14 protein-coding genes are annotated in these 25710 nt (G+C 65.6%); 3 read left to right on the top strand and 11 right to left on the bottom strand.

The window, feature by feature from the left end:
• Positions 1-5 precede the first annotated feature (5 nt).
• Together AKJ09_RS15710 and AKJ09_RS15715 are read left to right on the top strand one after the other, a co-directional pair.
• Positions 6-1112 (top strand): DUF58 domain-containing protein, encoded by a 1107-nt coding sequence (locus tag AKJ09_RS15710; RefSeq protein ID WP_146648014.1) that lies wholly within the window; start codon positions 6-8, stop codon positions 1110-1112.
• Positions 1109-3286, top strand: a complete 2178-nt coding sequence (locus tag AKJ09_RS15715; protein WP_146648015.1) for a transglutaminase TgpA family protein — start codon at positions 1109-1111, stop codon at positions 3284-3286. The genes AKJ09_RS15710 and AKJ09_RS15715 overlap by 4 nt, the downstream gene beginning before the upstream one ends.
• Before the next feature lie 811 nt (positions 3287-4097).
• Here AKJ09_RS15715 and clpB read toward each other — a convergent pair.
• The 10 genes from clpB to AKJ09_RS15765 form a co-directional block, all read right to left on the bottom strand.
• Positions 4098-6707, bottom strand: a complete 2610-nt coding sequence (gene clpB, locus AKJ09_RS15720; RefSeq protein WP_146648016.1) for an ATP-dependent chaperone ClpB — start codon at positions 6705-6707, stop codon at positions 4098-4100.
• A 322-nt stretch (positions 6708-7029) separates the two neighbouring features.
• A complete protein-coding gene (gene gyrB / locus AKJ09_RS15725; protein ID WP_146648017.1) occupies positions 7030-9531 on the bottom strand; it encodes a DNA topoisomerase (ATP-hydrolyzing) subunit B in 2502 nt (833 codons plus the stop codon).
• A gap of 557 nt (positions 9532-10088) precedes the next feature.
• The gene (gene recF, locus AKJ09_RS15730) at positions 10089-11219 is read right to left on the bottom strand and encodes a DNA replication/repair protein RecF (protein WP_146648018.1); all 1131 of its coding nucleotides are present in this window, start codon (positions 11217-11219) and stop codon (positions 10089-10091) included.
• Positions 11220-11256: 37 nt separating this feature from the next.
• Positions 11257-12414: a DNA polymerase III subunit beta gene (gene dnaN / locus AKJ09_RS15735; protein ID WP_146648019.1), complete on the bottom strand. Its 1158-nt coding sequence runs from the start codon at positions 12412-12414 to the stop codon at positions 11257-11259.
• Between the two features lie 463 nt (positions 12415-12877).
• On the bottom strand, positions 12878-14257 hold the full coding sequence (locus AKJ09_RS15740) for a carboxypeptidase-like regulatory domain-containing protein (RefSeq protein WP_146648020.1): 1380 nt from the start codon (positions 14255-14257) through the stop codon (positions 12878-12880).
• Complete coding sequence (locus tag AKJ09_RS15745) at positions 14254-14973, bottom strand: zinc ribbon domain-containing protein (protein ID WP_146648021.1); 720 nt, start codon at positions 14971-14973, stop codon at positions 14254-14256. Before AKJ09_RS15745 ends, AKJ09_RS15740 begins: the two co-directional genes overlap by 4 nt.
• Positions 14966-17920 carry a cytochrome c-type biogenesis CcmF C-terminal domain-containing protein gene (locus tag AKJ09_RS15750; protein ID WP_146648022.1) on the bottom strand — a complete coding sequence of 985 codons (2955 nt, stop codon included), beginning with the start codon at positions 17918-17920 and terminating at the stop codon, positions 14966-14968. The genes AKJ09_RS15745 and AKJ09_RS15750 overlap by 8 nt, the downstream gene beginning before the upstream one ends.
• A gap of 201 nt (positions 17921-18121) precedes the next feature.
• Positions 18122-19204, bottom strand: a complete 1083-nt coding sequence (locus AKJ09_RS15755; protein WP_146648023.1) for a pyridoxal phosphate-dependent aminotransferase — start codon at positions 19202-19204, stop codon at positions 18122-18124.
• Positions 19205-19795, bottom strand: a complete 591-nt coding sequence (locus AKJ09_RS15760) for a hypothetical protein (protein WP_146648024.1) — start codon at positions 19793-19795, stop codon at positions 19205-19207. It abuts the gene before it with no gap.
• Positions 19792-21009: a FliM/FliN family flagellar motor switch protein gene (locus AKJ09_RS15765; RefSeq protein WP_146648025.1), complete on the bottom strand. Its 1218-nt coding sequence runs from the start codon at positions 21007-21009 to the stop codon at positions 19792-19794. Before AKJ09_RS15765 ends, AKJ09_RS15760 begins: the two co-directional genes overlap by 4 nt.
• 171 nt (positions 21010-21180) lie before the next feature.
• Between AKJ09_RS15765 and AKJ09_RS15770 the strand changes: the two genes are divergently transcribed.
• Positions 21181-21852, top strand: coding sequence for a tetratricopeptide repeat protein (locus tag AKJ09_RS15770; protein ID WP_146648026.1), 672 nt, complete (start codon positions 21181-21183; stop codon positions 21850-21852).
• A gap of 54 nt (positions 21853-21906) precedes the next feature.
• Here the strand turns inward: AKJ09_RS15770 and AKJ09_RS15775 are convergent, their stop codons facing one another.
• Positions 21907-25692 carry a tetratricopeptide repeat protein gene (locus tag AKJ09_RS15775; RefSeq protein WP_146648027.1) on the bottom strand — a complete coding sequence of 1262 codons (3786 nt, stop codon included), beginning with the start codon at positions 25690-25692 and terminating at the stop codon, positions 21907-21909.
• Positions 25693-25710: the final 18 nt, after the last annotated feature.

The following is a 25710-nucleotide window of genomic DNA, read 5'->3' on the forward strand; positions in this document are numbered from 1 at the left end:
AGCGAATGAGCCAACCGGCGAAGCCTCGCAGCAGCGCGCCCGCCTCGCAGCCCGAGCGCTCGTCTGCCCCCAAGTCGTTCCTCGGTAAACGGTGGGCACGCATGCGCCCGCCTCGCCGGCTCAAGTTCACGCGCGAGGGGAAGTTCTTCGTCGGCATCACGCTCGGCGTCGGCTTCGCCGCCATCAACACCGGCAACAACCTTCTCTACTTGCTGCTCGGCATGCTGCTCGCGCTCATCATCGTGAGCGGACTCATGAGCGAGCTTAGCCTCCGCGACCTCACGGTCGTGCGACGCCTCCCCCTGCGCGCGCAAGTCGGCAGACCTCACCTCGTCGAAATCGAGGTGTTCAATCACAAGGGTCGCGTTCCGTCGTACGCCATCGAGGTCGAAGACCTCCGCGCCGGACAGCCCGCAGACAAGCGCTGCTTCTTCCTCAAGATAAGTCCCAAGAGCGCGCAGGTCGCGGCCTACCGCCGGACGCCCGCCAAGCGCGGTCGTGATCGCCATATCGGCTTCCGAATCGCGACTCGCTTTCCATTCGGACTCTTCGAGAAGTCGCGCGAGGTGCCGGCCGAGGGAGAGCTGATCATCTATCCGGCTGTCGACGCCGTGCAGCTTCCCCCTCTCCCTCCCGGACGTCACGCCGGCGGCGACACTGCCTTCGGTCGCGGACACGGCGACGACTACATCGGCATGAAGCTCCTTCGCCACGGAGAGGATCCTCGCGACGTCCATTGGCGCAAGAGCGCGGCCGTCGGCCAACTCGTCACGCGCGAGCGCGCCCGCGAAGCGCGCCCCGACATCGTGCTTCCTCTCGACGTCGTCCGCCCCGAGGGCGCCAAGGAAGACTGGGCGAACACCTTCGAACGGAAAATACGAGACGTTGCGTCTCGTTCGGTCGCACATATCAAGCGCCACGACGCAATCACCATCAAGACGACCTCCGGCGAATCCGTGAGGGGTACACGTATGTCCGGCGCCGATCCGATCCTGCGCTTCCTCGCCTTGCTCAAGGCCGTCCCCACGACCAAGAATGACGACGCGCCCAACAAGGCGAAGGCAACCGGCCCGGCCAAACCGAGCTCCGATACCGAGAAGGTCGCCGAATGAGGTTCGGTCTCGTTCACCGCATCATGACCGACGCGCTGGCGGCGCTCGGCGTGATCGCCGTCGTGAACACCGCGTCGATGCCTCCCTGGACGACAGCCTTCGTGCTCGTCGGTCTCGCCCTAGCGCTCGCCGTTCCGGAGTCGTGGCAGAACCGGCCATCACTTCGCCATCTGTCGACGATCGGTCCCCTCACCCTCTTCGTCGTCCAGATCGTTCGCTTCCTCGCGGGGCACCCTGCCCTCGACATCGCGATCGAGTTCGCGGCCATCCTGCAGATCATCCGAATGGCCACGCGACGAGGCGCGGCCCACGACCAGCAGATCATCGTCCTCGCACTCCTCCACTTCGTCGCGGGCACGGTGCTCGGCGGTGGCCTCTCATACGGACTCTGTTTCGTAGGCTTCCTCATCGTTGCCCCTGGCGCACTCGTCCTCAGTCATCTGAGGCGCGAAGTCGAAGGCAACTATCGCCAAGGTGCGCGAGACCGCACGGGCCTCCCGGTCGACGTCCCTCGCATCTTGCGAAGTCGACGTGTCGTCGGCCGCGGCTTCCTCGCCACGACCTGCCTCCTCTCCGTTCCGATCTTCCTCTTCACCGCGGCGCTCTTCGTGATGTTCCCGCGCGTGGGGCTGTCGCTGCTCCTGCTGAATCACCCGCGTTCGAGTGGACGCATGATTGGCTTCAGCGACCGCGTCGATCTCGGTGAAGTCGGCATTCTCCGAAACGATCCGGCCATCGCGCTCCGCTTCGACGTCCCCGATCTTCCCGAGCCGCGTCCGACCAAACTCACGCTTCGCCTTCGAGGAGCCGCGTTCGATCGCTACGACGGGCGCGCCTGGAACCGCACCCAGAAGGAGCGACCGCATGGCGGCGACAGCACCGGACTCGATCTGGTTCGCAATCCCAAGGAGCAGGACCGCAAGGTCTCGATTGATCTCGAGCCAATCGATCCCGCCGTCGTGTTCCTGCCGCCGCGCACCATCGCTCTGCGGCTTCGTACGCAACAGCAGGCATTGCTCGGCGACCCCCTCCTGATGACGAAGGGTCCCGAAGGCGAAGTCCGATACAGCGGTTCAGAGTCGAGCGGCATTCGCTACGACGCGTACATCGCCGGGGATCGCGACCAGCTCACCGAGACACTTCCGCAGCAAGACCGAGGACGCTACCTCGACATGCCTCAGGGCATGCCTGCACGTATCGCGGAGCTCGCACACGAATGGGCGGATGCCCAGCCCACGCCGTACCTCAAGGCCAAAGCCATCGAGGATCACCTCAAGCGCGATTATCGCTACGACACGAGCTCTCCGTCAGGCGGCAAACCGCAACCGGTCGACCACTTCCTCTTCGACTCACGCCGCGGCCATTGCGAGTTCTTCTCCACGGCGATGGCGCTGATGCTGCGCGAAGTCGGCATTCCCTCGCGCAACGTCACGGGCTTCGTCGGCGGAACGTACAACCGCTTCGGTCACTACTACGCCGTTCGTCAGGGCGACGCCCACTCCTGGGTCGAGGCGTACATCGACGATCCGATCCGCGGCTGGGTCACCTTCGATCCGACGCCGACCTCCGGCGCACAGCCGCTGCAGGAAACGAGCGGCGCCTACGTCTACCTGCGCGACTTGATCGAGGCGCTCTCGCAGCGCTGGAACCGCTACATCATCGGCTACGACCTCAAGACGCAAATCCATCTCTTCGAAGACGTGAGCCGCGGCTACGAGAAGCTCCGCGTGAAGACGCACACGAACACGGGCGCGATGGAGCGCATCACGCGTGGACCCGTCGTCGCCGGAGTGCTCCTCACGTTCGCTCTCGTCGGATACGTAGGATGGAAGCGCCGACGCAAACCGCAGTCCGAAGCCCCTGACGCCAAGGACGCTCACAAGCTCGACCCCAAGCTGGAAGCGGCCTCGACCTTGTACCGAAACCTGGAGGCCGCACTCGCGCTTCACGGCCTCGCGCGGCCCGCGTCATTGCCTCCACTCCGCTACGCCGAAGAGCTCCTCGCCAAGGCGCACCCCCTGGCCGACGACGTCATGGCGCTCACGAGTCGTTACATCGAAGTCCGCTTCGGGGGCGTCGCCATGTCCGCCGAGGACGAGCGCGACTTCGAACGCCGCATCAAAGACATCCGCACGCACCGTCCGCCGCGCCCCACCGAGCACCCCGGCGCCTAACAACCGTACGACGCGCTATCGACCGGGGCGAGCGCCGCATATTAATGCATTACATAAACATGTATAGCACACACATGTACATGCATCAAGCAACGACTGCACAATACAATACAAACCTCCCCTCCCCCACGCCGAGCGACAATCGAAGTCCGGATGTGACACCGGGAGATCGGGAGACCGGAATAGGAGATAGGACGCTCTCCTCAAGGGGCATCGGGAGTTGTGCCCTGGCGAATCGAGTCTACGTGAGTTCCGGCTAGTGCCTCGACGTTGTCGTCGAGCTCGTCGAACTCAAGGCTTGCGGCAAACGTAATACCCTCGCCTCGAGCAACCTAATTCATTGAGAGGGCACAGGAAGCGCAGAAGACCGGAAGGGTTTAGGGGGATGTGAGCCGTCACAAGGCAGTTCGCAGTACGGCCTCGTACGTCAACTCCGGGAGTCCTGGGCCAAGAGAACGATGAACCTCGAAGAGTCTGCGGTGCGCCGATGCTTGCTCTTTACCCTCCTCGAAGCTTCCGCCCTTGCGCCCTTCCTGCGCGATTACCTCTCATCGACCGGCACTGCACGACGCTCGTGGTCAGAGGGCTTATGTTCCCGCTTCCCCTATCCGAACGGCAGTGACTCAAGAGTGCGCCTTGGCGTCTCACGCCTCACCACGAGAACAAATCCCGATCTTCCGACGTCCCAGTCCAATCCTTCCCAATTCAATCGCCCTGCAAAAGGAGGGAGGTCTCAGGACGAAGAGGCAGCCACAAAACGCAGACGGCCAGAGGATCTCTCCTCTGACCGTCGTGCGAAGTCGTCCGTCGATTAGTTCGTGAGTTGCGGGGTGAACGTCAGGCCGTCCGTACCTCGATCGACCTTGAGAATCGTGCCAGGCGGATAAGCACCGCTGAGAACCTGCTTGGCGAGCGAGTCTTCGAGATAACGTTGAATCGCTCGCTTCAGCGGGCGAGCTCCGTATTGCGGATCCCAGCCGACCTCGGCGATGAAGTCTTTCGCGGCCGGCGTGAGCTCCACCGAGATGTCGCGCTTCGCGAGACGTTCGGCGAAACGTTTGAGCTGGATATCGATGATGCGATGCAGCTGCGTGCGCTCGAGCCGGTGGAAGACGACAATCTCGTCGAGCCGGTTCAAGAACTCGGGTCGGAACGCCTTGCGGACGTCCTCGAGTACCGCCGTCTGAATCAGATCCTTCTTGTCCGCTTCGGGCAGGTTCTTCTCGTCGATCGCAGCGATGTGCTGCGAGCCGATGTTGCTCGTCAGGATGAGCACGGTGTTCTTGAAGTCGACCGTACGCCCCTGCCCGTCCGTGAGGCGGCCGTCGTCGAGCACCTGAAGCAGAACGTTGTAGACGTCGGGGTGAGCCTTCTCGACTTCGTCGAAGAGGATGACGGAGTACGGGCGACGGCGAACCGGTTCGGTCAGCTGGCCACCCTCCTCGTAACCGACGTACCCCGGCGGCGCACCGATGAGGCGGCTGACGGTGTACTTGTCGTGGAACTCGCTCATGTCGAGTCGCACCATCGCGCGCTCGTCGTCGAAGAGGAACTCCGCGAGCGCACGAGCGAGCTCGGTCTTGCCGACGCCCGTGGGACCGAGGAACAGGAAGCTTCCGATCGGACGCTTCTCGTCACCGAGCCCGGCGCGCGAACGACGAACCGCGTTGGCCACGGCCTCGATCGCCTCGTCTTGCCCGACGACGCGCGTGTGAATCGAGTCCTCCATGTGGAGGAGCTTCTGCATCTCGCCTTCGAGCATCTTGGTGACCGGCACGCCGGTCCACTTGGCGACGATCTCGGCGACGTCGACGTCGGTGACTTCCTCCTTGAGGAACGAGGTCTTCTCCTGGACCTTGGTGAGGTCCTTGCGCTTCGCCTCGATCTTCTTGTCGAGCTCGGGGATCGCGCCGTAACGAATCTCCGCGGCTTTGCCGAGGTCACCTCGTCGCTGCGCGGTGTCGGCATCGTTGCGGAGCTCCTCGAGCTTCGAGGCAGCCTTGCGGATGTCGTCGATGATCTCCTTCTCGCGGAGCCATTGCGCCTTCATCCCGCCGATCTTCTCTTCGAGGTCGGCGATCTCGCTCTGGATGTCACCGAGGCGAGCCTTGCTGGCCGCGTCGCGTTCCTTCTTGAGCGCCTCTTGTTCGATCTGTAGCTGCGTGAGTCGACGCTGCACGACGTCGATGTCGGCCGGCATGCTGTCGACCTCCATCTTGATCTTGGCCGCGGCCTCGTCGACGAGGTCGATGGCCTTGTCGGGCAAGAAGCGATCGGTGATGTACCGATCCGAGAGCGTGGCCGCCGCCACGAGCGCCGCGTCTTGAATGCGGATACCGTGGTGGACCTCGTAGCGTTCCTTCAGGCCGCGCAGAATCGCGATCGTGTCGGGCACGGTCGGCTGCGAGACGTAGACGGGTTGGAAGCGACGCTCGAGGGCAGGGTCCTTCTCGATGCGCTTCTTGTATTCGTCGAGCGTGGTCGCGCCGATACACCGGAGCTCACCACGGGCGAGAGCAGGCTTGAGCAGGTTCGCCGCGTCCATCGATCCTTCGGCAGCGCCAGCGCCGACGATCGTGTGGATCTCGTCGATGAAGAGAATGATCTGACCCGCCGCACTGGTGACCTCTTTGAGGACCGCCTTCAGGCGATCTTCGAACTCACCGCGGAACTTCGCACCGGCAACGAGCGCGCCCATGTCGAGCGCGAGCAGGCGCTTGTTCTTCAGCGACTCGGGTACGTCACCGCGAATGATGCGATGAGCAATGCCTTCGACGATGGCGGTCTTACCGACGCCAGGCTCGCCGATCAGAATCGGGTTGTTCTTCGTGCGCCTCGAGAGGACCTGGATGACGCGACGAATCTCTTCGTCACGGCCAATGACCGGGTCGATCTTTCCTTTGCGAGCATCCTGCGTGAGATCACGCGTGTACTTGTCGAGCGCCTGGAACTTTCCTTCCGGATCGCGGTCGGTGACGCGCTGAGATCCGCGCACGCTCGCCAGCGCCTTCAAAAGCTTGTCGTACGTGACGCCGCCGGCGAGCTCGAACGCCGCCGAGATCTCACGATCGTGCTTCGCGAGGGCGAGCAAGAAATGCTCGACCGACACGAAGTCGTCTTTCAGGTTCTTCGCCTCGTCTTCCGCACGGCGCAACGCTTCGAGCGTTCGGCGCGAAAGCCCGGGCTCACCACCGCCGGTCACCCGGGGAAGTTTTTCTACGTAATCGTCGAGCCGGCGCTCGAGCACGGAGGCATCGCCCCCGGCTTTCTGGAAGAGCGGGAGGGCAATCCCATCGTCTTGCCCGAGCATCGCGCGCACGAGGTGTTCGGGCACGAGCTCGGGATTTCCACGGCGGCTCGCGAGATCGAGCGCATCACGCAGCGCCTCCTGGCTCTTCGTCGTCATACGGTCAGGTCGCATCGCAGACAGCTCCCTTCTGCCTGACCCGCATTTCGGGTCGGCGGCGGCGAGTACGACACACTCTCAACACGCCTCTTCGGCACACGCCCGAGTTGCCCCGGGGGTTGTTGGCGTCTTCGCCACAGCCCACGTTAAGCATGGGCATAAGCCGTGCAACTCCCAGACCTCGCGTCCGCAGCGGTTCTCCAACAAATGAGCTCGAAATAGCGAAAGCCGCCCTCATCCCCGGCTTTCGCCAGAGGACGGGACGGCTCTTGAATCCCAACCGTAGGAGACGCCCTCCCCAGCAGGGAGGGGGCCAGCAGGGAGGGGCCTGCCTACCTCAGATGTCGAGGTTGCGGACGTTCAGGGCGTTTTGCTCGATGAAGTCGCGGCGCGGCTCGACCTGGTCTCCCATGAGGATGGTGAAGACCTGGTCGGTCTGGACGGCGTCGTCGAGGCGGACCTGGAGCATGACGCGCGCGTTCGGATCGAGCGTGGTCTCCCAGAGCTGCTCGGGGTTCATCTCGCCGAGACCCTTGTAGCGCTGCAGGTTCCAGCCCTTGCGGCCGCGCTGCTCGACGAAGTCCCAAAGCGCGTCGGCGTCTTCGAGCTCGGTCTCCTTCGCCTCAGCGTCGTCGGCCTTCGTGGTCTTGGCGAAGTACGGCGCGGGGCCGATCGAGCGCACGTCCTGCTCGATCGAGAAGAGCTCCTCGTACTCGGCCGATTCGACGAGCGCCCAGTCCACCGTGACCTCGCGCGCGGCCGAGCCGGGGCGGGGCGTGATCTGGATCTTGGCGGCGCCGTGCTCCGTCTCCCAACCGATGTCGATCGAGAGCGGGAAGATGTCCGGGTACTTCTTCTCGAGGCGCTCTCGGATGAGCGGAACGGCCGCCTCGACCTTCGCGCGGTCGCGGAGCTCGTTTTTGCCGAGGCCCGTGGCGCGGAGAACCGCCGAGACGATCTTCGCGTCGGCGCGGCGATCGATCTTAGAGAGAGCCTTGCGGAACATGCGGAGGCGCTCCGAGAGGTGCATGAGCGGCGTGCCCGAGATGTTCGGCCCCTTCGAGGCACGCACCGAGAGGCTGTCGACGCCCTGCTCGAGGAAGAAGCGGTCAAGGGCCGCCTGATCCTTCATGTAGAGCCCCTTCTTGCCCTTCCACACGCGGTAGAGCGGCGGCTGAGCGATGTAGAGGTAGCCCTTCTCGAGGATCTCCGGCATCTGCCGGTAGAAGAACGTCAGGAGCAGCGTGCGGATGTGGCTGCCGTCGACGTCGGCGTCGGTCATCAGCACGATCTGGTGGTAGCGGAGCTTGTTGATGTCGAAGCTGCCGCCCTGCTCCGGATCGCCGATACCGCAGCCTAGCGCGGTGATGAGCGTGCCGATTTCGGCCGACGAAAGCATCTTGTCGAGGCGTGCGCGCTCGACGTTGAGGATCTTGCCCTTGAGCGGGAGGATCGCCTGGAACTTGCGGTCGCGGCCCTGCTTGGCCGAGCCACCTGCGGAATCTCCCTCGACGATGTACAGCTCGCACTGCTGCGGATCGCGCGACTGACAGTCGGCGAGCTTGCCGGAGAGGCTCGTGTAATCCATCGCGCCCTTACGCACGACTTCACGCGCCTTGCGTGCGGCCTCGCGAGCCTTCGCCGCAAGGATGCTCTTTTCGACGATCTTGCGCGCCGTCGACGGGTTCTCTTCGAAGAACGTTCCGAGCTTGTCAACGACGACGTTCTCGACCGCCGTCTTCGCTTCGCTGGTGACGAGCTTGTCCTTCGTCTGCGAGGAGAACGAAGGGTCGGGAAGCTTCACGCTGATGACGGCCGTGAGGCCTTCGCGAATGTCCTCTCCGGAGAGGCCGTTCTTCACGTCCTTGAAGAGGTTCGCGTTGGTGCCGTACGCGTTGAACACACGCGTGAGCGCACCCTTGAAGCCCGTAAGGTGAGTGCCGCCGTCCTTGTTGTGGATGTTGTTCGTGTACGGGAAGATCTGCTCCGCGTACGTCGAGTTCCACTGCAAGGCGACTTCGACCTGGATCGACAGACCGGACTCGGCGGGCGTCTCGGCGAGGATGTGCACGACCTTCTCGTGCACCGGCTCCTTGGTCTTGTTGAGGTGCTCGATGAACTCGCGAATGCCGCCCTTGTACTCGAACGTCTCGCTGCGACCTTCGCCGCGCTCGTCGGTCAGGGAGATGAGGAAGCCCGCGTTGAGGAACGAGAGCTCACGGAGGCGGCTGGCCAGGATGTCGTAGCTGAACTCCGTGCTCGAGAAGATCTCGGCATCCGGTTTGAACGAGACCTTGGTCCCCGTCTTGTCGGTGTCGCCGATGACGTCGAGCGCCGTGGCCGGAGCGCCGCGACGGTACTCCTGGAAGTACACGTGGCCTTCGCGCTTGATCTCCAGCTTGAGCCATTCGCTGACGGCGTTGACGGCGCTGACGCCGACGCCGTGGAGGCCTGCCGAGACCTTGTAGTTCGAGTGGTCGAACTTGCCGCCGGCGTGGAGGACGGTCATGACGACCTCCGCCGCGCTCACGTCGCGCCCGATCTTCTTCGAGTGCTCGACGTGCTTGCCGACGGGGATGCCACGCCCGTTGTCTTCGATCGTCACCGACCCGTCGAAGTGGACCGTGACGTCCATCCGCGTGCAGTAGCCACCGAGGTGCTCGTCGACCGCGTTGTCGACGGCCTCCCAGACGAGGTGGTGCAACCCCTCGCCGCTGTGCACGTCACCGATGTACATGCCCGGCCGCTTGCGCACGGCCTCGAGCCCTTCGAGAACGGTGATGCTCTCGCTGCCGTAGTTCGACGGAGGGGTGCTCTGAACGGGAACGTCGGTCGTCATCGTGGGTGAATCTTCTCGGGGTGATTGCCGGTGGGCGTGATTGCCGGACAACGTGGATTGATTGACCGGATTGAAAGCGGGCTCAGCTTCGAGGGTTTCTCGATTGAGTCCCCCCCGGAGAATGGCGCCCTCGCGGGAGCGTTCCGGGGCCGGCTGCCGAGGGGCGACCTTCGAGAATTCCGAGGGCGTTCCGAGAGCCGGTTTTCCATGCCTTCCGACAGGCTTTTAGGGCACGTGGCAGTATAGGTCCGCCCCCCTACACCCGCAAGCTCAAACGCTGTCAATTCGGGCCAGTTTTCAGGCACTTAGGAGCGCTACAGGAGAACAATTTCGGGTCGCGAGATCATCCCGATCTGCAACGCGATTAGCGCTCCGTTCGGACCCCGTCGGGACCATGGAGATGCCGCACGTCAGAGCGTCGCGTGAGGCCTCGAACGCGGGGTCGCGCCCCCGGTTTGGCATGAACCTCGAGCGCTGCGCCTTCAAATCACCAATGCCGAGGACCCGGCGCCTCCGCCCGGGATGAAAAGCGCCGTAGCAGGCGGACGAGAATGCCCTCAGACCGCCGGGCGCGACGCCGTAGCGAGAACGCCTCGCTCGATGCGGAAATCGCGCCGCGTGGAGGGATCTTCCCCCGTATCGATGAGCTCCGGGCGCGTCGTCGTAAGGAAGACCTGTCCGCGCTGATCGCGAAGGAACGAGAACAGTGCGGCCGTTCGCTCACGATCGAGCTCACTCGAGACGTCGTCGAGGAGCAAGATCGGACGAACACCTCGCGCACGCCCGATGACCTCGATTTCGGCCGACTTCAGCGAGAGCGTCACCGCACGATGCTGGCCCTGCGAGGCGAAGCCGCGTGCCGCCCGCTCGTCGAGAACCAGCGCGAGATCGTCGCGATGCGGACCAATCGATGCACTGCCGCGCGCGAGATCGCGGGTGCGGAGCCGAACGAGCGAAGAGCGATACTCGTCTTCCGTTCGCGGAGCCGACGGCACGTACGACACTTCGAGCCGCAACTCGGGAGCAGCGATGCGTCCAAACGCGATCTTCGTGTGCATCGCGAGAAGCTCGGCGGCGTGCGCACGATGTTGCATCACCGCGAGAGCATGACGCACGGCGAGGGTCTCCCAGTCGGCGAGCTCCGGTGCGTCTATGCCTCGCAGTTCGAGCGTCTTTTGCCGAGCCTTGATCGCCCGCGAGTACGACTCGAGCTCCGTCATCGACTGCGGCGCGAGATAGAGCGCGGTTCGGTCGAGGAGCCGACGCCGACCGTCACTCGCTCCCATCGACAGCGCGATCTCGCCCGGATGAAAGACGACGATCGGCGTTCGCACCGCATACGACGCCAGCGTCTGCGGTCGCTTGTCGTCGATCTTCACCATGCGCGAGCCAGGCTTGAGGCCCACCGATTGACTGCGCGCGTCGCCGTCTTGCCGGATCGTGGCTCGAACGCTGGCGAGCTCCGACTCGTGCCCTACGAGCTCACCGAGCTTCGCGGTCCGAAAGCTCTTCGATGTGGCGACGACGTAAAGCGCCTCGAGGAGGTTCGTCTTTCCTTGGCCGTTGTCCCCGGCGATGACGTTGAACCGTTCGCCCGGCTCGCAATCGACGCGCACCAAGTTGCGGAACGAACGAACTTGGAGCGACTCGACGAAGAGCGAGCCAATCGATGAATGAAGATCGTCCAAGCCGGCCCCGTGCTTCGTCAGGCCCGTTCGTACGAACTCAGATGCGCATCGGCATGATGACGGCGAGGAACTGACGGTCCGAAGACGTCGTCGCTCCAGCCGGGCGCAGCACCGCCGGATCGAGCTCGCCCGAAAGGCTCAGCGACACTTCGTCGTCCGAGACGGAGGCGAGCACGTCGAGGAAGTACTTCGCGTTGAAGCCGATGCTCATGTTCGGCCCCGCGTATTCGACCGGAATCTCGTCGAAGCCGTCACCGCTTTCGGGCGACTCGCTCGTGATGCGCATCGAGCCGTTGGTCAGCGAGAGCTTCACGCCGCCGGTTCGCTCACTCGCGGCAACCGACACGGCCTTGAGTGCGTCGGCGAAGGCCGTGCGCGGTGCACGGACGATCTTGTCACTCGCGGCGGGAATGACCTGCGAGTACGGCGGGAACTGAGCGTCGACCAGCTTCACGCTGAACGTCATGCCCGCGCCCTGGAAGAATGCGCTCGAGCCGCTCTGCGTGATGAGCAGCTCGGGGGTGCGCTTTTCGCCGTCACCGTGGGGCTCCGCCATCATCTCGTCGCACAAGCGACGGAGCTCCTGAATGGCCTTGAGCGGAATGAGCATCGTGGCCGACGCCTGACGGCCGGAGACCTTCACGTCGACCTTGGAGAGTCGGTGACCGTCGGTGGTGACCATGCGGACGATGTCGCCGTCCCACTCGAAGAGCGCCGAGTTCAGGTGCGCGCGGGTCTCGTCCGTCGAGATCGAAAAGTGCGTCTTGGCGATGAGCTCGGCGAGGACGTCGACCGCCAGAGCCAGCGTGGGCGAGCCTTCGGCGGGCTGCGGCAAGGGAGGGAAGTCATCGCCGGGCATGCCGCGCAGCGTGTACCGACGCGCGCTGCCGCTCGCCTTGAGCGTGGTGGTGGCGTTGTCCTGCGTGGTGATCACGACAGGACCGTCGGGCATCATTTTGATGCGCTCGAAGAGATCCTTCGCCGACACGGCCACGCTGCCGGGCTTGGCCACATCCGCGTTCACGCGGCCAAGGAGCGACAGATACAGGTCCGTCGCCGCGAGCCGCAGCGCGTTCGGACCGTCAACTGCAAGCAGGACATTGGCGAGCACGGGCATCGTGCTCTTGCGCTCCGCCACGCCCTGCATGCGCGCGACGATCTTGAGCAAATCCTTCTTGGCTACCGTGAGCTCCATGGGCCTCCTCGAAGTGCCCAAGATCCCGCGCGGGGTCAAGGGACACCGGCCCGTTTCCTTGGGCTTTCTGAGCCGGCTTTCCGGGGGCGATTCGCGACCCAGTTCGGCTCAGGCTTGCCGGTCGTCCCGGTACTTCCGGAAGTACCCCGTCAGGACCATGGGGCCGGGTTTCGGTCTGCAACAGGAAGAGGAAATTAATAGATCGGTCGCAGTACTAGGGCCTGTGGATTGCGGGGACAAACCGATTTCCTGACCAGATCTCGACGGTTACGGAGCTCCGAGCAGGGGATGACTCGGGGTAGAACTTCCGGGTGGGTAGTGGATGATATTGTCCCACACCCACTCCTCAGGCTCCCCCACATCGGATCCCCAGGCCCTGTAGGCATCTTTCCCACAGGGCCAAATGGGTAGAGAACGGCCTTAGGCTGTTTCCTTCCCCTTCCTCGACCCGCGAACGGTCGAGTTAGGCCGTTCGTTTGCCCTTCTTCGACGCGCGAACGGCAGAGTTTGGCTGCTTCGTCGCCTCGGCGAACGTCCGAGCAAGGTCATCCATGAGCTCGCGCCGTGCTCGCTCGTAGGTCTTCGGACCGATGTCTCCGGCGGCTCGACCCTTCTCGAGGGCTTCGAGCTCCAGGAGGAGGCGTTCCCGCTCCGCCTTGGGGTCGTGGGCGATGGGCTTGCGGGTGCCGAGGACCAGGCCAACGACCACCGCTCCAAAGGCCAGCAGCGTGGCCAGCACCTTGCCGTTGCCTTCGGTGGGCAGGCCACTGAGCACGACCGTGAGGTTCTTGACCGGCGGCTCCTCCCGGCGGAACTGCCGCTCGGTGACGAGGGCGCGCTGGCCCTGGCCGTCAGCGCTGGCCTGCGCCTGGGGGAAGCCGGAGACCTCGAGCTTCATCGACCTCGCGGCGGGCGCGATGACGCGCGAGGCTGCGAGGTTCGGCGACATGCCCACGTCGAAACGGACCTCGGACTCGCCGGCGTAAGGGAGTTGCCACCGGAACTCGATGACGTGCTGACCTGGTGAGAACGTGCCGCGAAGGCGAATGCCTCGATCGGGAACCGCGTCGACGCCAACGTCGGTCATGCCCTGCTGCGAAGTGAAGGCCGTGTACCCGGGCGGGAGGGGAATCTCGACGTTGCTCGGTACCCAGGCGTTGCGTCCGAAGTTGTAGATCTTGAACGCTTCCTGGACCTGGATGCGGTCGTCTTTGACCTCGGTGTAGAGCATCGACTGCGTGACGATCATCGTCTGGGCGATGTCGTTCACGACCGGGTAGACGTGGAGAAGCGCGCGGGCGCCGCTCTTCGGCGTGAGTCGGAACGGAGGGACCGAGAACGTCGCGCCATCCTTGAGGACCATCGCGCGATACGCGATGCCGCTCCCGCTCTCGAGATGATCGAAGGTTGCGTCACCCTGATCGTTGGCCGCTCCCGTCACGCGCTTGCGGCTCTCGCCTTGGGCGACCGTGTTGTGCAGGATGCCGAGCGTGACCTCGGCGCGCGGGATCGGCTGACCGTTCGCATCGACGACATGCACCGTGATGCGCCCGGGAGGGATCGTAGGATCGTCGACGGCGCCGTCTTCCGGCTCTTGATTCATGCCCGCGCCGGCATGCGAATGCCCGTCGCCCGCCGCGTGACCGTGCGGGTCGTCTTCCTCGTCGGGATCGACGACCGGATGACCCGCCGGAAGCGGTGCGCTCGTATCTACCGGGCCGGCCTTGGCTCCCGCGTTGGCCGCGTTCTTGGTGGCGCCCACGTCTTGCGCGCCCGCCGAGCTCACCGAAAGAAGGCCCGCGAGCAGTACGCACCCGACGAGGCTCGTCTTCACCCGAATCATTGACCTGACTCCTTGATCGCAACGACCTCGGCAGGCTCCGCCTTGCTCGCTGCGCCGAGCGATGCTCCGCAGCCCTTGCAGAACTTCGCGTCGGTTTCGTTCGACGCTTCGCACGCTCCGCACGTCACGCGTGAGGGACGCTCGCTGCTCTCCTCGGGGACGTCCGTCTCGTCGTTGTCGCCGTCGACGGCGCGCTCTTCGCTCTTCGGCGCGGGCGAATTCTTCTCGATGCCGGCCTTCTCGAGGTGCGCCTTCACCAGCGCTTCGGCCTTTTCACGGTGCGGCGCGAGGCTCGCGTCGATGCGCTTGAGGACGTCCTTCAGGTCGTCGCGGTACGTCGCCGAGATCTGCGCGTAGTCCTCGTCGTCGAGCTTGCCGAGGCTCTTCTCGTTGTCGAGATCCTTCAGGGCGCGAAGGAGCATCTTCCTGCGGCTACCGAGCACGTCGGTGGTCTGTCGGCTCGCTTCGAGAGCTTCGAGCTCGGGCGTCAGCGGAGCATCGCCGCTGAGTACCCGAAGGCTCGCCCAGAAGAGCGCGATGACCCCGAGCAGAACGCCCGCGGCGAGGACGAGAATTCCCAAGGCGATGCCGCCCATCGCTCCCGCGACGAGCGCACCGCCGATCGAAAGAACCGGCAGTACGAGAGTCATGGCGCGCGCGAGCTTCAGCTCGTCGACGTCCGCGCGCGTCGTATCCTTCTGCTTCACGTCAGCCATCGAGGTCCTTCAGCTCCGCATCGATACGGTCGTCATAGTCGTCGCGACGCGCGCTCTCGTCCAAGGCCACCGTGGAGGCCTTGGGCTTGGCGGCGTCGGCATTCGCGCGCCACTTCTTCAGCGCGATGGTGAGGCCCACGCCCGTGCCGATGAGCGCGACGATCGGAACGATGTAGATCGAGCGCATCGCGCCCGTGTTGGGCGGGATGGCGAGCGACGCCGTTCCGTACTCGGCCGTGTAGTCGGAAATGATCTGGTCCGGCGTGTCGCCGTGCTGGAGGCGCATGCGGAGCCGTTCGCGCGTGGCGTCGGCCGTGGAGCATGCGCAGGAGGAGAGAAGTTCGCGCGGGCACGTTCCGCACATGCAGCGAAGTTGGCTGAAGACCTGCTTTTCGGCGAAGTTGTCCATCTGGACGCTGCCGGCATGTTGCGTGGCGGTGGTTTGTGCGAACGCCTGTACCGGCAAGAGTGCGAGGACGAAGCCAAGCGTGATGCTCGCCGCCACCGCACCTGCGCCACGAGCGGCATGCCAGACGCGTGATTCCTCCGGTTCGAGTTCCGGCCACATGCACACGAAGCTGCCGAAAATCAGGACGATCGCGCCGAACCAGATCCATCCGACGAGCGGATTGAGGTGGATCTGGAGCGAGGCCACCTTGGTCTCCGGGTTGATGCTGCCGACGACGAGGTACAGGTCGTCGCGGATCGAGTGGAGCATCGAGACTTCGCTCGTCGGCGACTCGGGCATCTTCTTGTAGATGAACTTCGCCGGCGAGAGCTTGCCTAGCTCCTTGCCGTTCTCGAGCACGCGGATGTCGGCGAAGACCATGCGCTTCGAGGTGTCGACCTCCATGCGCGGGCCCACGTACTGAACCGTGAGGTGCTCGATCTGGTAGGTCTGGCCCGGCGCGAGCGAGGTCTCCTTGTCGACCGTCCACGACTTGCCCGTGAAGCCGAGGAACATGAGGACGATGCCGAGGTGGACGACGTAGCCGCCGTAACGACGACGGCCCGCCGGCGCGAGCGAGATGACCCACGCCGGGAAGCCGACGATCGCCGCGAAGATGCGCGAGGCGCCGGAGAAGTGGCGGAGGAACGTGCGCGAGGTCTCCGTGGCCTTCGCTTGCGAGCGGTACAGGTAGACGAACTCCTGCACGATGACGACGATGTTGAAGATCGCCAGGGAGAACCCGAGCACCGGCGTGATCGCGTTGAAGGCCTGGAACGCCGAGCCCATGATTCCGCCGTAGAGCGGGGGGCTCCACGCGACGGCCGGGAAGCCGAGCTTCTTGCCGAAGAGGAAGTGCACCGCCACCGCGAGGAGCCCCGCGACGGAGGGAGCAAAGAACGCCTTCTTCAGCGCCTCGGGGCTCGTCTTCTTCCAGCCGAAGAGCGTTCCGACGCCCATGAGGAAGAAGACCGTGAGGCCGAGCGGCTGCAGCCACGCGTTGAAGTGGAGCGGGCCGACGGTGACCTTCTCCTTCCACACCGCCTCGCTCAGCATGGGGAACGTCGTCCCGAAGAGGACGAAGAACATGATGATGAGCAGGCCGAAGTTGTTGAGGAGGAAGGTGAACTCGCGCGAGAGCACCGACTCGAAGCGCGGGCGCGCATTCTTCAGCGAGAGGCCCGTGGTCATGCGGCGGAACACGAGCTCGACGGCCGCGTAGACCGCCGCGCCGGCGAGGCAGCTGAAAGCCACCACCAGGATGAGCGTGCGCTTGAGCTCCGCGGCGGCGAGCCCTTCGGCGCCGAGCGCGTCTTTCATCGCGGTGGGATCGGCTGCCTTGGGCGCGACGAGCGTGGAAATCCACCACGCGAGGCCGAGGCCGACGACCGTCACCCAGCCGGTGGTGATCGACGCGCGGCGAAGGCGCGAGGTGGGCTGGAGATCACGGAGCTCCGGCCAGCGGTAGAGCACCAGCGTGAAGCAGAACGCGACCACGATCGCGAGGAAGTAGAGGAAGTAGTCGCCGATCGACGACTGCGCGAACGAGTGGACGCTCGCGATGACGCCCGAGCGCGTGAGGAACGTGCCGAAGATCGTCATGAAGAACGTCAGGCACATCAAGAAGACGTTCCAGACCTTCAGCATGCCGCGGCGCTCCTGGATCATGACGGAGTGCGCGAACGCGGCGAGCGTGAAGAGCGGCATGATCGCCGCGTTTTCGACGGGGTCCCAGGCCCAGTAGCCGCCCCAGCCGAGCTCCTCGTACGCCCAGAGCATGCCGAGCGTGTTGCCGATGGCGAGGAACATCAGCGCGAAGAGCGTGAACTTGCGGCTCGCCTGGATCCACTCGGCGTCGAGGCGACCGGTCACGAGCGCGGCGATGCAGAACGCGAACGGGATCGAGCAACCGACGAAGCCCGTGTAGAGGCTCGGCGGGTGGATGATCATGTAGAAGTTCTGCAGAAGCGGGTTCAGTCCTTCGCCATCGGGGCGAGCGCCCGAGACGCCCGTCGCGAACGGATTCGCGGCGAAGGCCATGAGGACGCAGAAAAATAGGACGATCCCCATCAGCGTCGCGAGGATGTACGGCTGCAGCTCGAGGTACTTGTGACCGAGCTGCCAGACGCAGACGCCGATGTAGAGGCTCAACAAGAAGAGCCACCACAAGAGCGAGCCGTCTTGGCCGCCCCATAGGGCCGTCAGCAGGTACCAGATCGACATGCTTCGATCCGAGTAGTGCGCGACGTAGCGGAGCCGGAAATCGTGGCTCACGAAGGCGTACGCCAGGCAGAGGACCGTGACGCCGATCAGGGCCACGGTGCCGTAGGCGCCGAAGCGGGCGGCCTGCAGCGTTTTGATCCGTCCCGTCGCTCCAGCGGAGAGCGAGACGGCGAACGTGTAACTGGCCGAAACCATCACCGCGAGGAGCAGCAGCAGCCCGAACGACGGGAAGTCGGAGGGCGCGATGTTCGCGATGGCGAGGCTTGTATTGAACATAGGGGTCTCCGCGAGAGCGGCAGAGCTCGAGCCGCGGAAGTTTAGCCGCTTCTCGGGTCTAAGAGCCACACGCGAGGCTGCTCGGGCTCGCCAATGGAGGCGGCTCGAGCGCCCCCGTCGTGTTCCCGAGGCAGCGGGCGCAGGGCGGTCCTCACCTAGGACCACCTTTCCCGTCCGGCCAGGGTCCGGCCAGGTCGAAAGTCAGCCTGCGACGAGCGGTTCGAGTCGCTCGAGGCCCTTTTTGAACTCTTCCGCAGGGAGCGTTGCCCAGGAAAGGCGGAAGCCGTTCGGAATGCCGAAGAAGCTTCCCGGGCCGACGAGCACGCCGTGCTCGCGGATGTTCGTTTCGATGCGCGGCAGCAGATTGTCGGCGCCGTCGATGGTCACGAGGCCGAAAAGCCCGTCTTTGGGAGCACTCCAGCGTGCGCGAGGGAACTGGCTCACCCACTGCTCGGCGAGCTCACGCTTGCCGACAAGAAGAGCTTTGGCGCGCTTCGCGAGGGAGCCCACCGCCTCGAGCGCGGTGACACCGAGATGCGCATGCGAGAGCGGCAGGTGCCCGACGGTGGCGATGGTCGTGGCCTCGGCTTCGGCGATGAGGTGCTCGGGCGCGAGCATCCAGCCAACGCGGTAGGTGCCGAGCCCGTAGCACTTCGTCAGGCTCGAGACGGCCATCACGTTCGGACCGAGCTTTCGCGCGCTACGCCTGAAAATCCCGTCTTCCGGGAGATCGTCGAAGGGCGCGTAGACCTCGTCGACCAACAGGTAGGCCGAGTGCGCTTCGGCGATTTTCGCGAGCTCGCGCAGTGTCTCGTCGGGAACGCGCACGCCCGTCGGGTTGTGTAGGTTCGTGACGACGATGAGGCGCGTGCGTGGCGTCATTTGCGCGGCGATGCGCTCGGGATCGACGCGGAAGCCTTCGTCCGCGCGTCGCTCATAGGTGCGGATGACGGCGCCGACGCCCTCGCCGATGCGCACGAGTGGCTCGTAGACGGGGTGCTCGAGCAGCACTTCGTCGCCAGGGGAGAGGACCGCGGTGTACGCGAGATGGAGCGCTTGCGCCGTGCCGAGCGCGGGAATGACCTCGCTCGCGGGCACGTCGTTGTGGCGCGCGATTCCGGCGACGAGCTTGCCGTAGCCGGACGTGTCGTCGATGGGCGGAAGCGTCGCGCCGGCGGACATCTCTCCCCAGCTCACGTTGGGGATGCCGCTCGTGCCGAGATCGTAGGGCACATGCCCGTAGAACTTCCGCACCCAGGAGATGTAGCGCGACGGGCCGAACATCTACTTCGCCGCCTTTTGCGCGGTGAATTTCGCTTCGCGGACGACGGCGGCGTTCGACTCGGCGAGCTTCATATCGCCCTCGAGCTTGTCGCCCTCGCGCTTCGCGAAAAGCGTTCCCGTGAGGCCTTCGTCGCTCGGATCTTTGCGGCGGATCGTGGCGGAGAGCGCGTCGCCGTCGAGTCGTCCGTCGATGATCGCCGCGCCGAGTGCGCCGCCTTCGCTCGTGCCCGAGACGGTGCCGTGTTCGTCGATCGCGAGATTGAAGGTGCCCTCGCCGAGCATCTTCGACTCGTCGTTCTTGAACTTCACCGCCGACCAGTCCTTCTCCTTCGGGACGTACATCGTGGCCGCCGTCATCGCGTACTTGGCGGAGAACGAGGACGCTTCACCCTTGTCACCCTTGCCCGCTTCGGCAGACTTGGTGGATGCAGCCGAGCCCGACGCCGCGGCACTTGCCGCGCTCGGCGTCTCGTTTTTCGCGCTGGCTGCGGGAGGAGCGGCCGCGTCCGCTGCGCTCGGCGTCTCGTTCTTCGAGCACGCGGCGATCGCGAGTGACAACGCGAGGGCCCCGAGCGTCTTTGCTGCGTTCATCGTCCTTCTCCCAAGCGCTTCAAGACGCGTACTCCGTATTCGCCGTCCACCTGGACGAGCTCTCCCTGCGCGACCTCTACGCCGCCGACACGGAGAATGGCGGGAGCACCGACTTTCCGTCCGAGAGAAACGACGTCACCTGGCGCGAGCTCGGCCCACTTGCGGGCCGTGAGCTCCACCGAACCGAGCTCGACGCGAACGACGACCGGCACATCGTCGAGCACTTCCATCGTGGCTGTCTCGTTCGAGGCCATGCTGTTCGATTGCGCCATGCCCGCCATGCCAGTCTCCTCGGGTGATCCTTCCGCGCGTGTCGTGCCCGAGCTCCGCGCAGGCGGTTCCCAGGGGTGATCTTCGACGAGCTCTCGTACCACGAGGCGACCATCTTCCGCGAGATGCGCGCCGATTCCGCGCTCGGCGCGCGCAGGCACGAGAGCGACCGATCCCACGAGACAATCGCCCGGACCGAGCGACAGCCCAAGCTTGGCGGGCACGAACGCATCGCCCTCGGTGAGCGCCGCCACGTCCGAGCGAAGGGCGAGCGCTTCGCACACGACGAGCGGGATCGCGAGCGGAGCATCGCCGAGACGGACGAGAGCTTCGCGAATCGAGGTGGCATCGCCGGCGCCTTCTTCGCGTCCAAGAGCCGACATGACGACGTCGTCGGGGACGCTGACACGCGCCTCGAACGCGTCGGCGCCGAGCAGAATCGTGAGCCACGCGGTGGTCACGCGCCGCTCCGTCGACACGAGATCACGCGCAAGGGCCGCGCCTGGCCCCGCCGCGAGGATGCGTGGAGCTGCGGACGCGCCTTTGCGCAGACACGTGACGAGCACGGCGGCAACGGCTCCCGCGAGCGTGGGCGATGCGGACTTCGACGAATCGACGACCTTCGGTGCGCGCTGGCGCAGAGCCTTCGCCACGATCGAGGCGGCGAGGGCGCCTTCGAGCTCGACGAGCACGCGAGGCGACGACTCGCGTGCCGTGAGCAGCACGCCGACGGCATCGTCGGCACCGCGAGGCGGGTCGGCTTGTCGGATGCGTCGAACGAGGATCTCGACGGGCTCGCCCAGGAGCTCGGAGAGCGTGGAGGCCACCGATTCGGCATGCGCATGCTGACGTGCGAGGCGACGCATGCGCGCGGCGGCGTCGACGCCTTCGCGCGAGAGGGCCTCGACCGAGCCCCACGGAAACGGGGCTACGCGCACGTTCACGGCTTCTGCCACGTGAGCGTCCAGTGACGATCGCTCGTCACGCGCACGGCCGTATCCGTGACCTCGGGTTCGAGAACCCGCTGTAGCTTGCCCTGGCCCGACATGGCGCTCGCGAGGATGGCACAGGATGGGGATTCTCACGTCGTGAAAGGACTCTGGTAGGCTGAGCCCATGCCGCGGCGTCCGTTTTCCGGCCTTCGAGCGTTCGTTTTTGCTGGTCTCGTTGCGGCCATTCCCGTCGTGGTGATGTTGCCCGGCGCAGCGTCGGGCCAGAAGGCTGCGCCGGCCAAGGGAGCCGACGCAGGCGAGAAGCGCTACGACCCGGAGAACGTCACGGGCATCAGCGAGTCGATGGAGACGATCGCGAAGGGAACCGAGCGCTATCTCGCAAAGGACTTCGCGGGCGCGACGGATCTCTACAAGCGAGCGATCCAGCTCAATCCGCGGAATCCTCTCGGGCCGTATTTGCTCGGCGAAGCGCACCTAGGCATGGGCAACCTCGGCGAGGCCGAAGCCGCTTTCAAGCAGGCCGAGTCGCTCTCCGATTCGAAGAACCCCACGCTCCGCTCGCACGTCCTTTTCGCGGTGGCGGACATCTCCGAGCGACGGAAGAACTGGCCGGCCGCGAAGACGGCCTGGCAGGCGTACAACGAGCATGCCGCGCTCATCGGCGTCGACGGCGGTGCCTTCCCGCAATCCGGCGCCGAGCGCCTGAAGATGGTCGAGACCATCGCGAAGCTCCAAGAGGACTACGCCAAGGTCCGGGCGCGCATCGCCGCGGAGAAGCTCGACTCGGGAGCTCCTCCGGCGGCGTCTTCGTCTTCGCCTGCGAAGAAAAAGTAGGTTGTCTGGTTCGGGGAGCCCCCTCGAGCTCCCCAACAGTCCTTGAACGGCTCTTCAGCGCCCGAGCGAGATTTCTCGCTCGAGCAGCTGGTCGGCGCTGCGCGTGAAGTTCACGAAGCGCGCGTACTCGGATCCGGGCTGAACGCGTCCGGCCGGGATGTCGACCAGGCGGTGCAGCACGATCGAGTGCTGCGTGGCCGTGTCTTTGACCATGACCGTGCGGTCGCCGTCTTTGAGCTCGCCGCCCGGCAAGAGCTCGGGGACGTGCACGTCCTTCGGCGCCACGACCTCGAACTTCACCTCGACGTGCGAGGAGCTTCCGAGGAGCAGCGGCGTCTGGCGCTCGGCGAGCGACGCAATCTGCGCGATGTTCACCGGGAAGAGCGACTTGAGGACCATCTTCTGGCCCACGGTGCGTGCGAGCTGCGGGGCTTCGGCACGAACGCGGAGGACGAGCGGCGCGGCCAGATCGTCGACGTGTTCGAGCTTCAGATCGCGCAGACGAGCTCCGGGGATGTTCGTCGCGAGCAGCTGCGTCTCGACGAGCTCGCGATGGCGGTTCTGCGGGACCTTGTCGAAGATCTCGCGGAGGCGAATGCCCATGCGACCGGAGTAGCTCTGGACGAGGTCGATCGTCGCCGACCCGTCGGCGGCGAGCATCGCCTTGCCTTCGAGCTGCACGCCGTCGGAATCACCGAGCTCGGGCGTCGTGTCCTTCGGCGTTCCCGCCACGAGGCGGATGGCCGGCTGACCGCGAAGCTCCGCGGGCACGTACGCATAGGGCGCGAACTTGTCGCGGATCGACATCCAGCGCGGGCCCTTGTCGGTGTCGAGGCGGGCCAAGACGTTGTCGTACATCTCGACCTCGCTCATCTTGCCGAGCGGGGGCATCGCGATGCGGCTCTTCACGAGGGCGAGCTGCACCGGGATGTCGAGCAGGCGCACGAGATAGAGGAACGCCGCCTGGCGCGAGCCGGAGCGACCCGTGATGGCGCGGCGGCCATCGGTCTCGTTGCTCTCCTGGAGCTCGCTGCCGATGTACTTGTAGAGTGCACGAGCCTGGTCGTCCTTGTTGGCGGCCGGGATCTTGGCGACGATCTCGCGCGCGGCCTTCCGGAGGCGCGGATCGAGCGGGGTCTCTTCACTCGCCGCGTCGACGTAGCGGACGAGCGTGTCGTTCAGGTTGATGCCCCAGCCGACGCGCACGCTCGGCAAGAACTCGCGCGGGTTCGGGCTGTCGGCCTCTTCGGGTGCCGGCGGGCTCTCGTCGACGCGCCAGCGGCGTTCAACGAGCATGCCGCGCTCGCTCTGGCTGGGCGAGGGAACCTTGCCGACCGTCTCGACCTCGAGCGGCTTGTCCTTGGGGGTGAGAACGACGAACTCGCTCCGCCAGTAGCCCTTGTCCGCCTCGCGGAAGAACCAGTGCGGTCCGCGGTAGCGGCGGCCCTTGGCCTCGCTCGGGCTTTGCGTGATGTGCTCGATCTCGACGTAGTCGCCGACCGAGAGGTGCGGCATCGTCAAGGTCGGCTTGCCGGCGACGGGCTCCGGTTCGAGGATCGAGCCATCGGGCTTGATCACGCGAATGCGCAGGACGAGGCCGGCCGGAGGCTGCTGCTCGGACTCTTTGCCGACGGCCTCCTGCGACTGGATCCGGATGATCTCGTGCTCGAGCATCTCGCTCGAGCCGTCCGGATGGACCCACGTTGCCGCGTAGTCGAGGACGCGCGCAGCGGTGCCGTCCATGTGCTTGCCGGCCTTCTCCCAGGCCTCGAACTCCTTGATGACCTTGCGGCCATCCATGCGGTACGGCTCGAGGAGGCTCGCGCCCTCGACGAGCTCGATGGCATCGCGGATTTCGTTGCCCTTCGAGCCGACCTGCAACGCTTCGGCGAGTGCCTTCTGCAGCGCGGAGGTGTCGCCCTTGGCGTACGCATGATCGGCGAGACGCAGGCGCGTGGCCGAGTCCTGCGGGTTCTTCGCGAGAGCCTTGCGAAGCTGTTCGGCCGCGGCGCTGGGATCGCCTGCGCGCATGAGGACGTCGGCGACCTTGCCGGCGATCTCGCGACGATCGGGGCGACGCTTCTCGAGACGGCGGAGCTCGGCGATCGCGGCCTTCCAGTCGTGGCGGGCGATGGCGCGATCGAGGTCGACCTCCGAATCGGGATCGAGCTGCTTCAGGCGCGCGCCAACCTTGTCGGCCTCGGCGAGCGAGCCGTCTTCTTCGAGCGCGCTTGCGTAGAGACCGAGCGCGACGCGATCGTCGGGGAAGCGCTCCGCCAGCTCCTTGATGGTCTTCATGCGCTCGGCGCGCCAGCCGAGGCGGCCGTAGAGGCGCACGAGCTGTTCGGTGACCTCGGGGACCTGCGGCACGTCCGCGGCGATCTTGCGGAGCGAGTCGACGGCCTCGACGAGACCGCGCTGCTCGGCGTCGTCGAGAACGAGCCAGCCGCGTGCGTACCAGAGCTTCGGATCGGCGCTGGAGGCTCGTTCGTAGAGCGACTTCTCCGTGGCGCGCCGGTTCTGCTCCGGATAGGCGATGTCGCCGTGCGCAAAGCGAGCGGCGGCGAGCAGCATCTCGGGCGCGGCGTCTTTCGGCGTCACGAACGGAGCGAGCGCCGTCGAGGCCACGTCGTTGAGGCCGTCGATGTGCGCAGCCTCGGCGGAGAGCGTAGCGACGAGCGGCGTGGTCTTGGCCGACTCCGCGTCCGGATCGGCGGAGAGCGCGGCGACGTACTTCTGGATCGGATTCGGATCGGGCAGGATTTGCGGCCTTGCGAGGCCATACGGCTTGCTCGCGTCGCCGTCCGTCGCGATCTTCGCGGCGGTGCCGTCGAGGTTCATGAGGCGGATCGAGCCCGCGTCGTTGAGGATGCGCGCCGACACGCGATGGCGGCCCTTCGGAACACGGACGGCGGCGCCGAAGCGCTGCCAGATGCCCCAGTTGCGGAGGTCGCGTTCACCGACGAGCACGTCGTCGACCCACACGGCCACCGAGCCTTGCACCGCGATGAGGAGGTCCTTGTCTTCGGGCGCGTCGAAGTACGTCTCCGCGTAGAAGATGCCGTCCTCGGTCTGCTCGACGCTCGCCGTGAGGCAGCGATTGCGCTCCGTCTTGAGAACGTGGGGAGTCGTGCCTCGCGAGGGATCTTCAGGCCACGACGGCGGCCAGGGCGCGCGCTCCGCCGCGAAGCTGCGACGGCGATCGGGCGCGGTGCCATGCCCGAACGGGCCGGCGATGCGTACGTTCAGCGCGCAGCCCATGCGCCCGGTGACGAGCGCGTCGTAGGCATCACCAGTGACCTCGGCGCGATCGAAGGCTTCGGCCGTGGACCACTCGTGCAGCTCGGCGAGCGCGCGCCAACCCACGTTTCCGGGCGCATCGATGATCGGGTTGAGCGATGCCTTCGTCTGCTCCCAGAGGCCCGCGACGCTTCCGCGCAGGCCGACGAGATGGTGCGTGGCGTACCACGCGGCGAGCGGCGCGGCGGGGTCGGTGCTCGGCTTGGCGGCGCGGATGGTCTCCACGTACTCCTTCGCCGCGCGCTTCGGATCACCGTGCGTCTCGTCGTAGATTGCCGCGCCGAGCGAAGCGTAGAGCCCCTTGTCCTTCGCCTTGTCGAGCGTGGCGCGCGCCTCCTCGGCGTTCTTGGCCGTGCCGCCGGGGGCGAACATCTCGTCGAGGAGCCAGCGGCCGACCGTCTCGCCGTCGGTCGAGCCCTTGGCGTTCGAGCGAAGCTTGCCGAGATCCACCGGCGTGTTCGAAGACGGGACTGCACCACCGCACGCGCTCGCGAGAACGAGTACGCCGAGGCCGAGGACGTTTCGCAGAGGACGCTTCATGATCGAAGCCATGGTTCC

It is taken from the genome of Labilithrix luteola, assembly GCF_001263205.1.
Lineage (GTDB): Bacteria > Myxococcota_A > Polyangia > Polyangiales > Polyangiaceae > Labilithrix > Labilithrix luteola.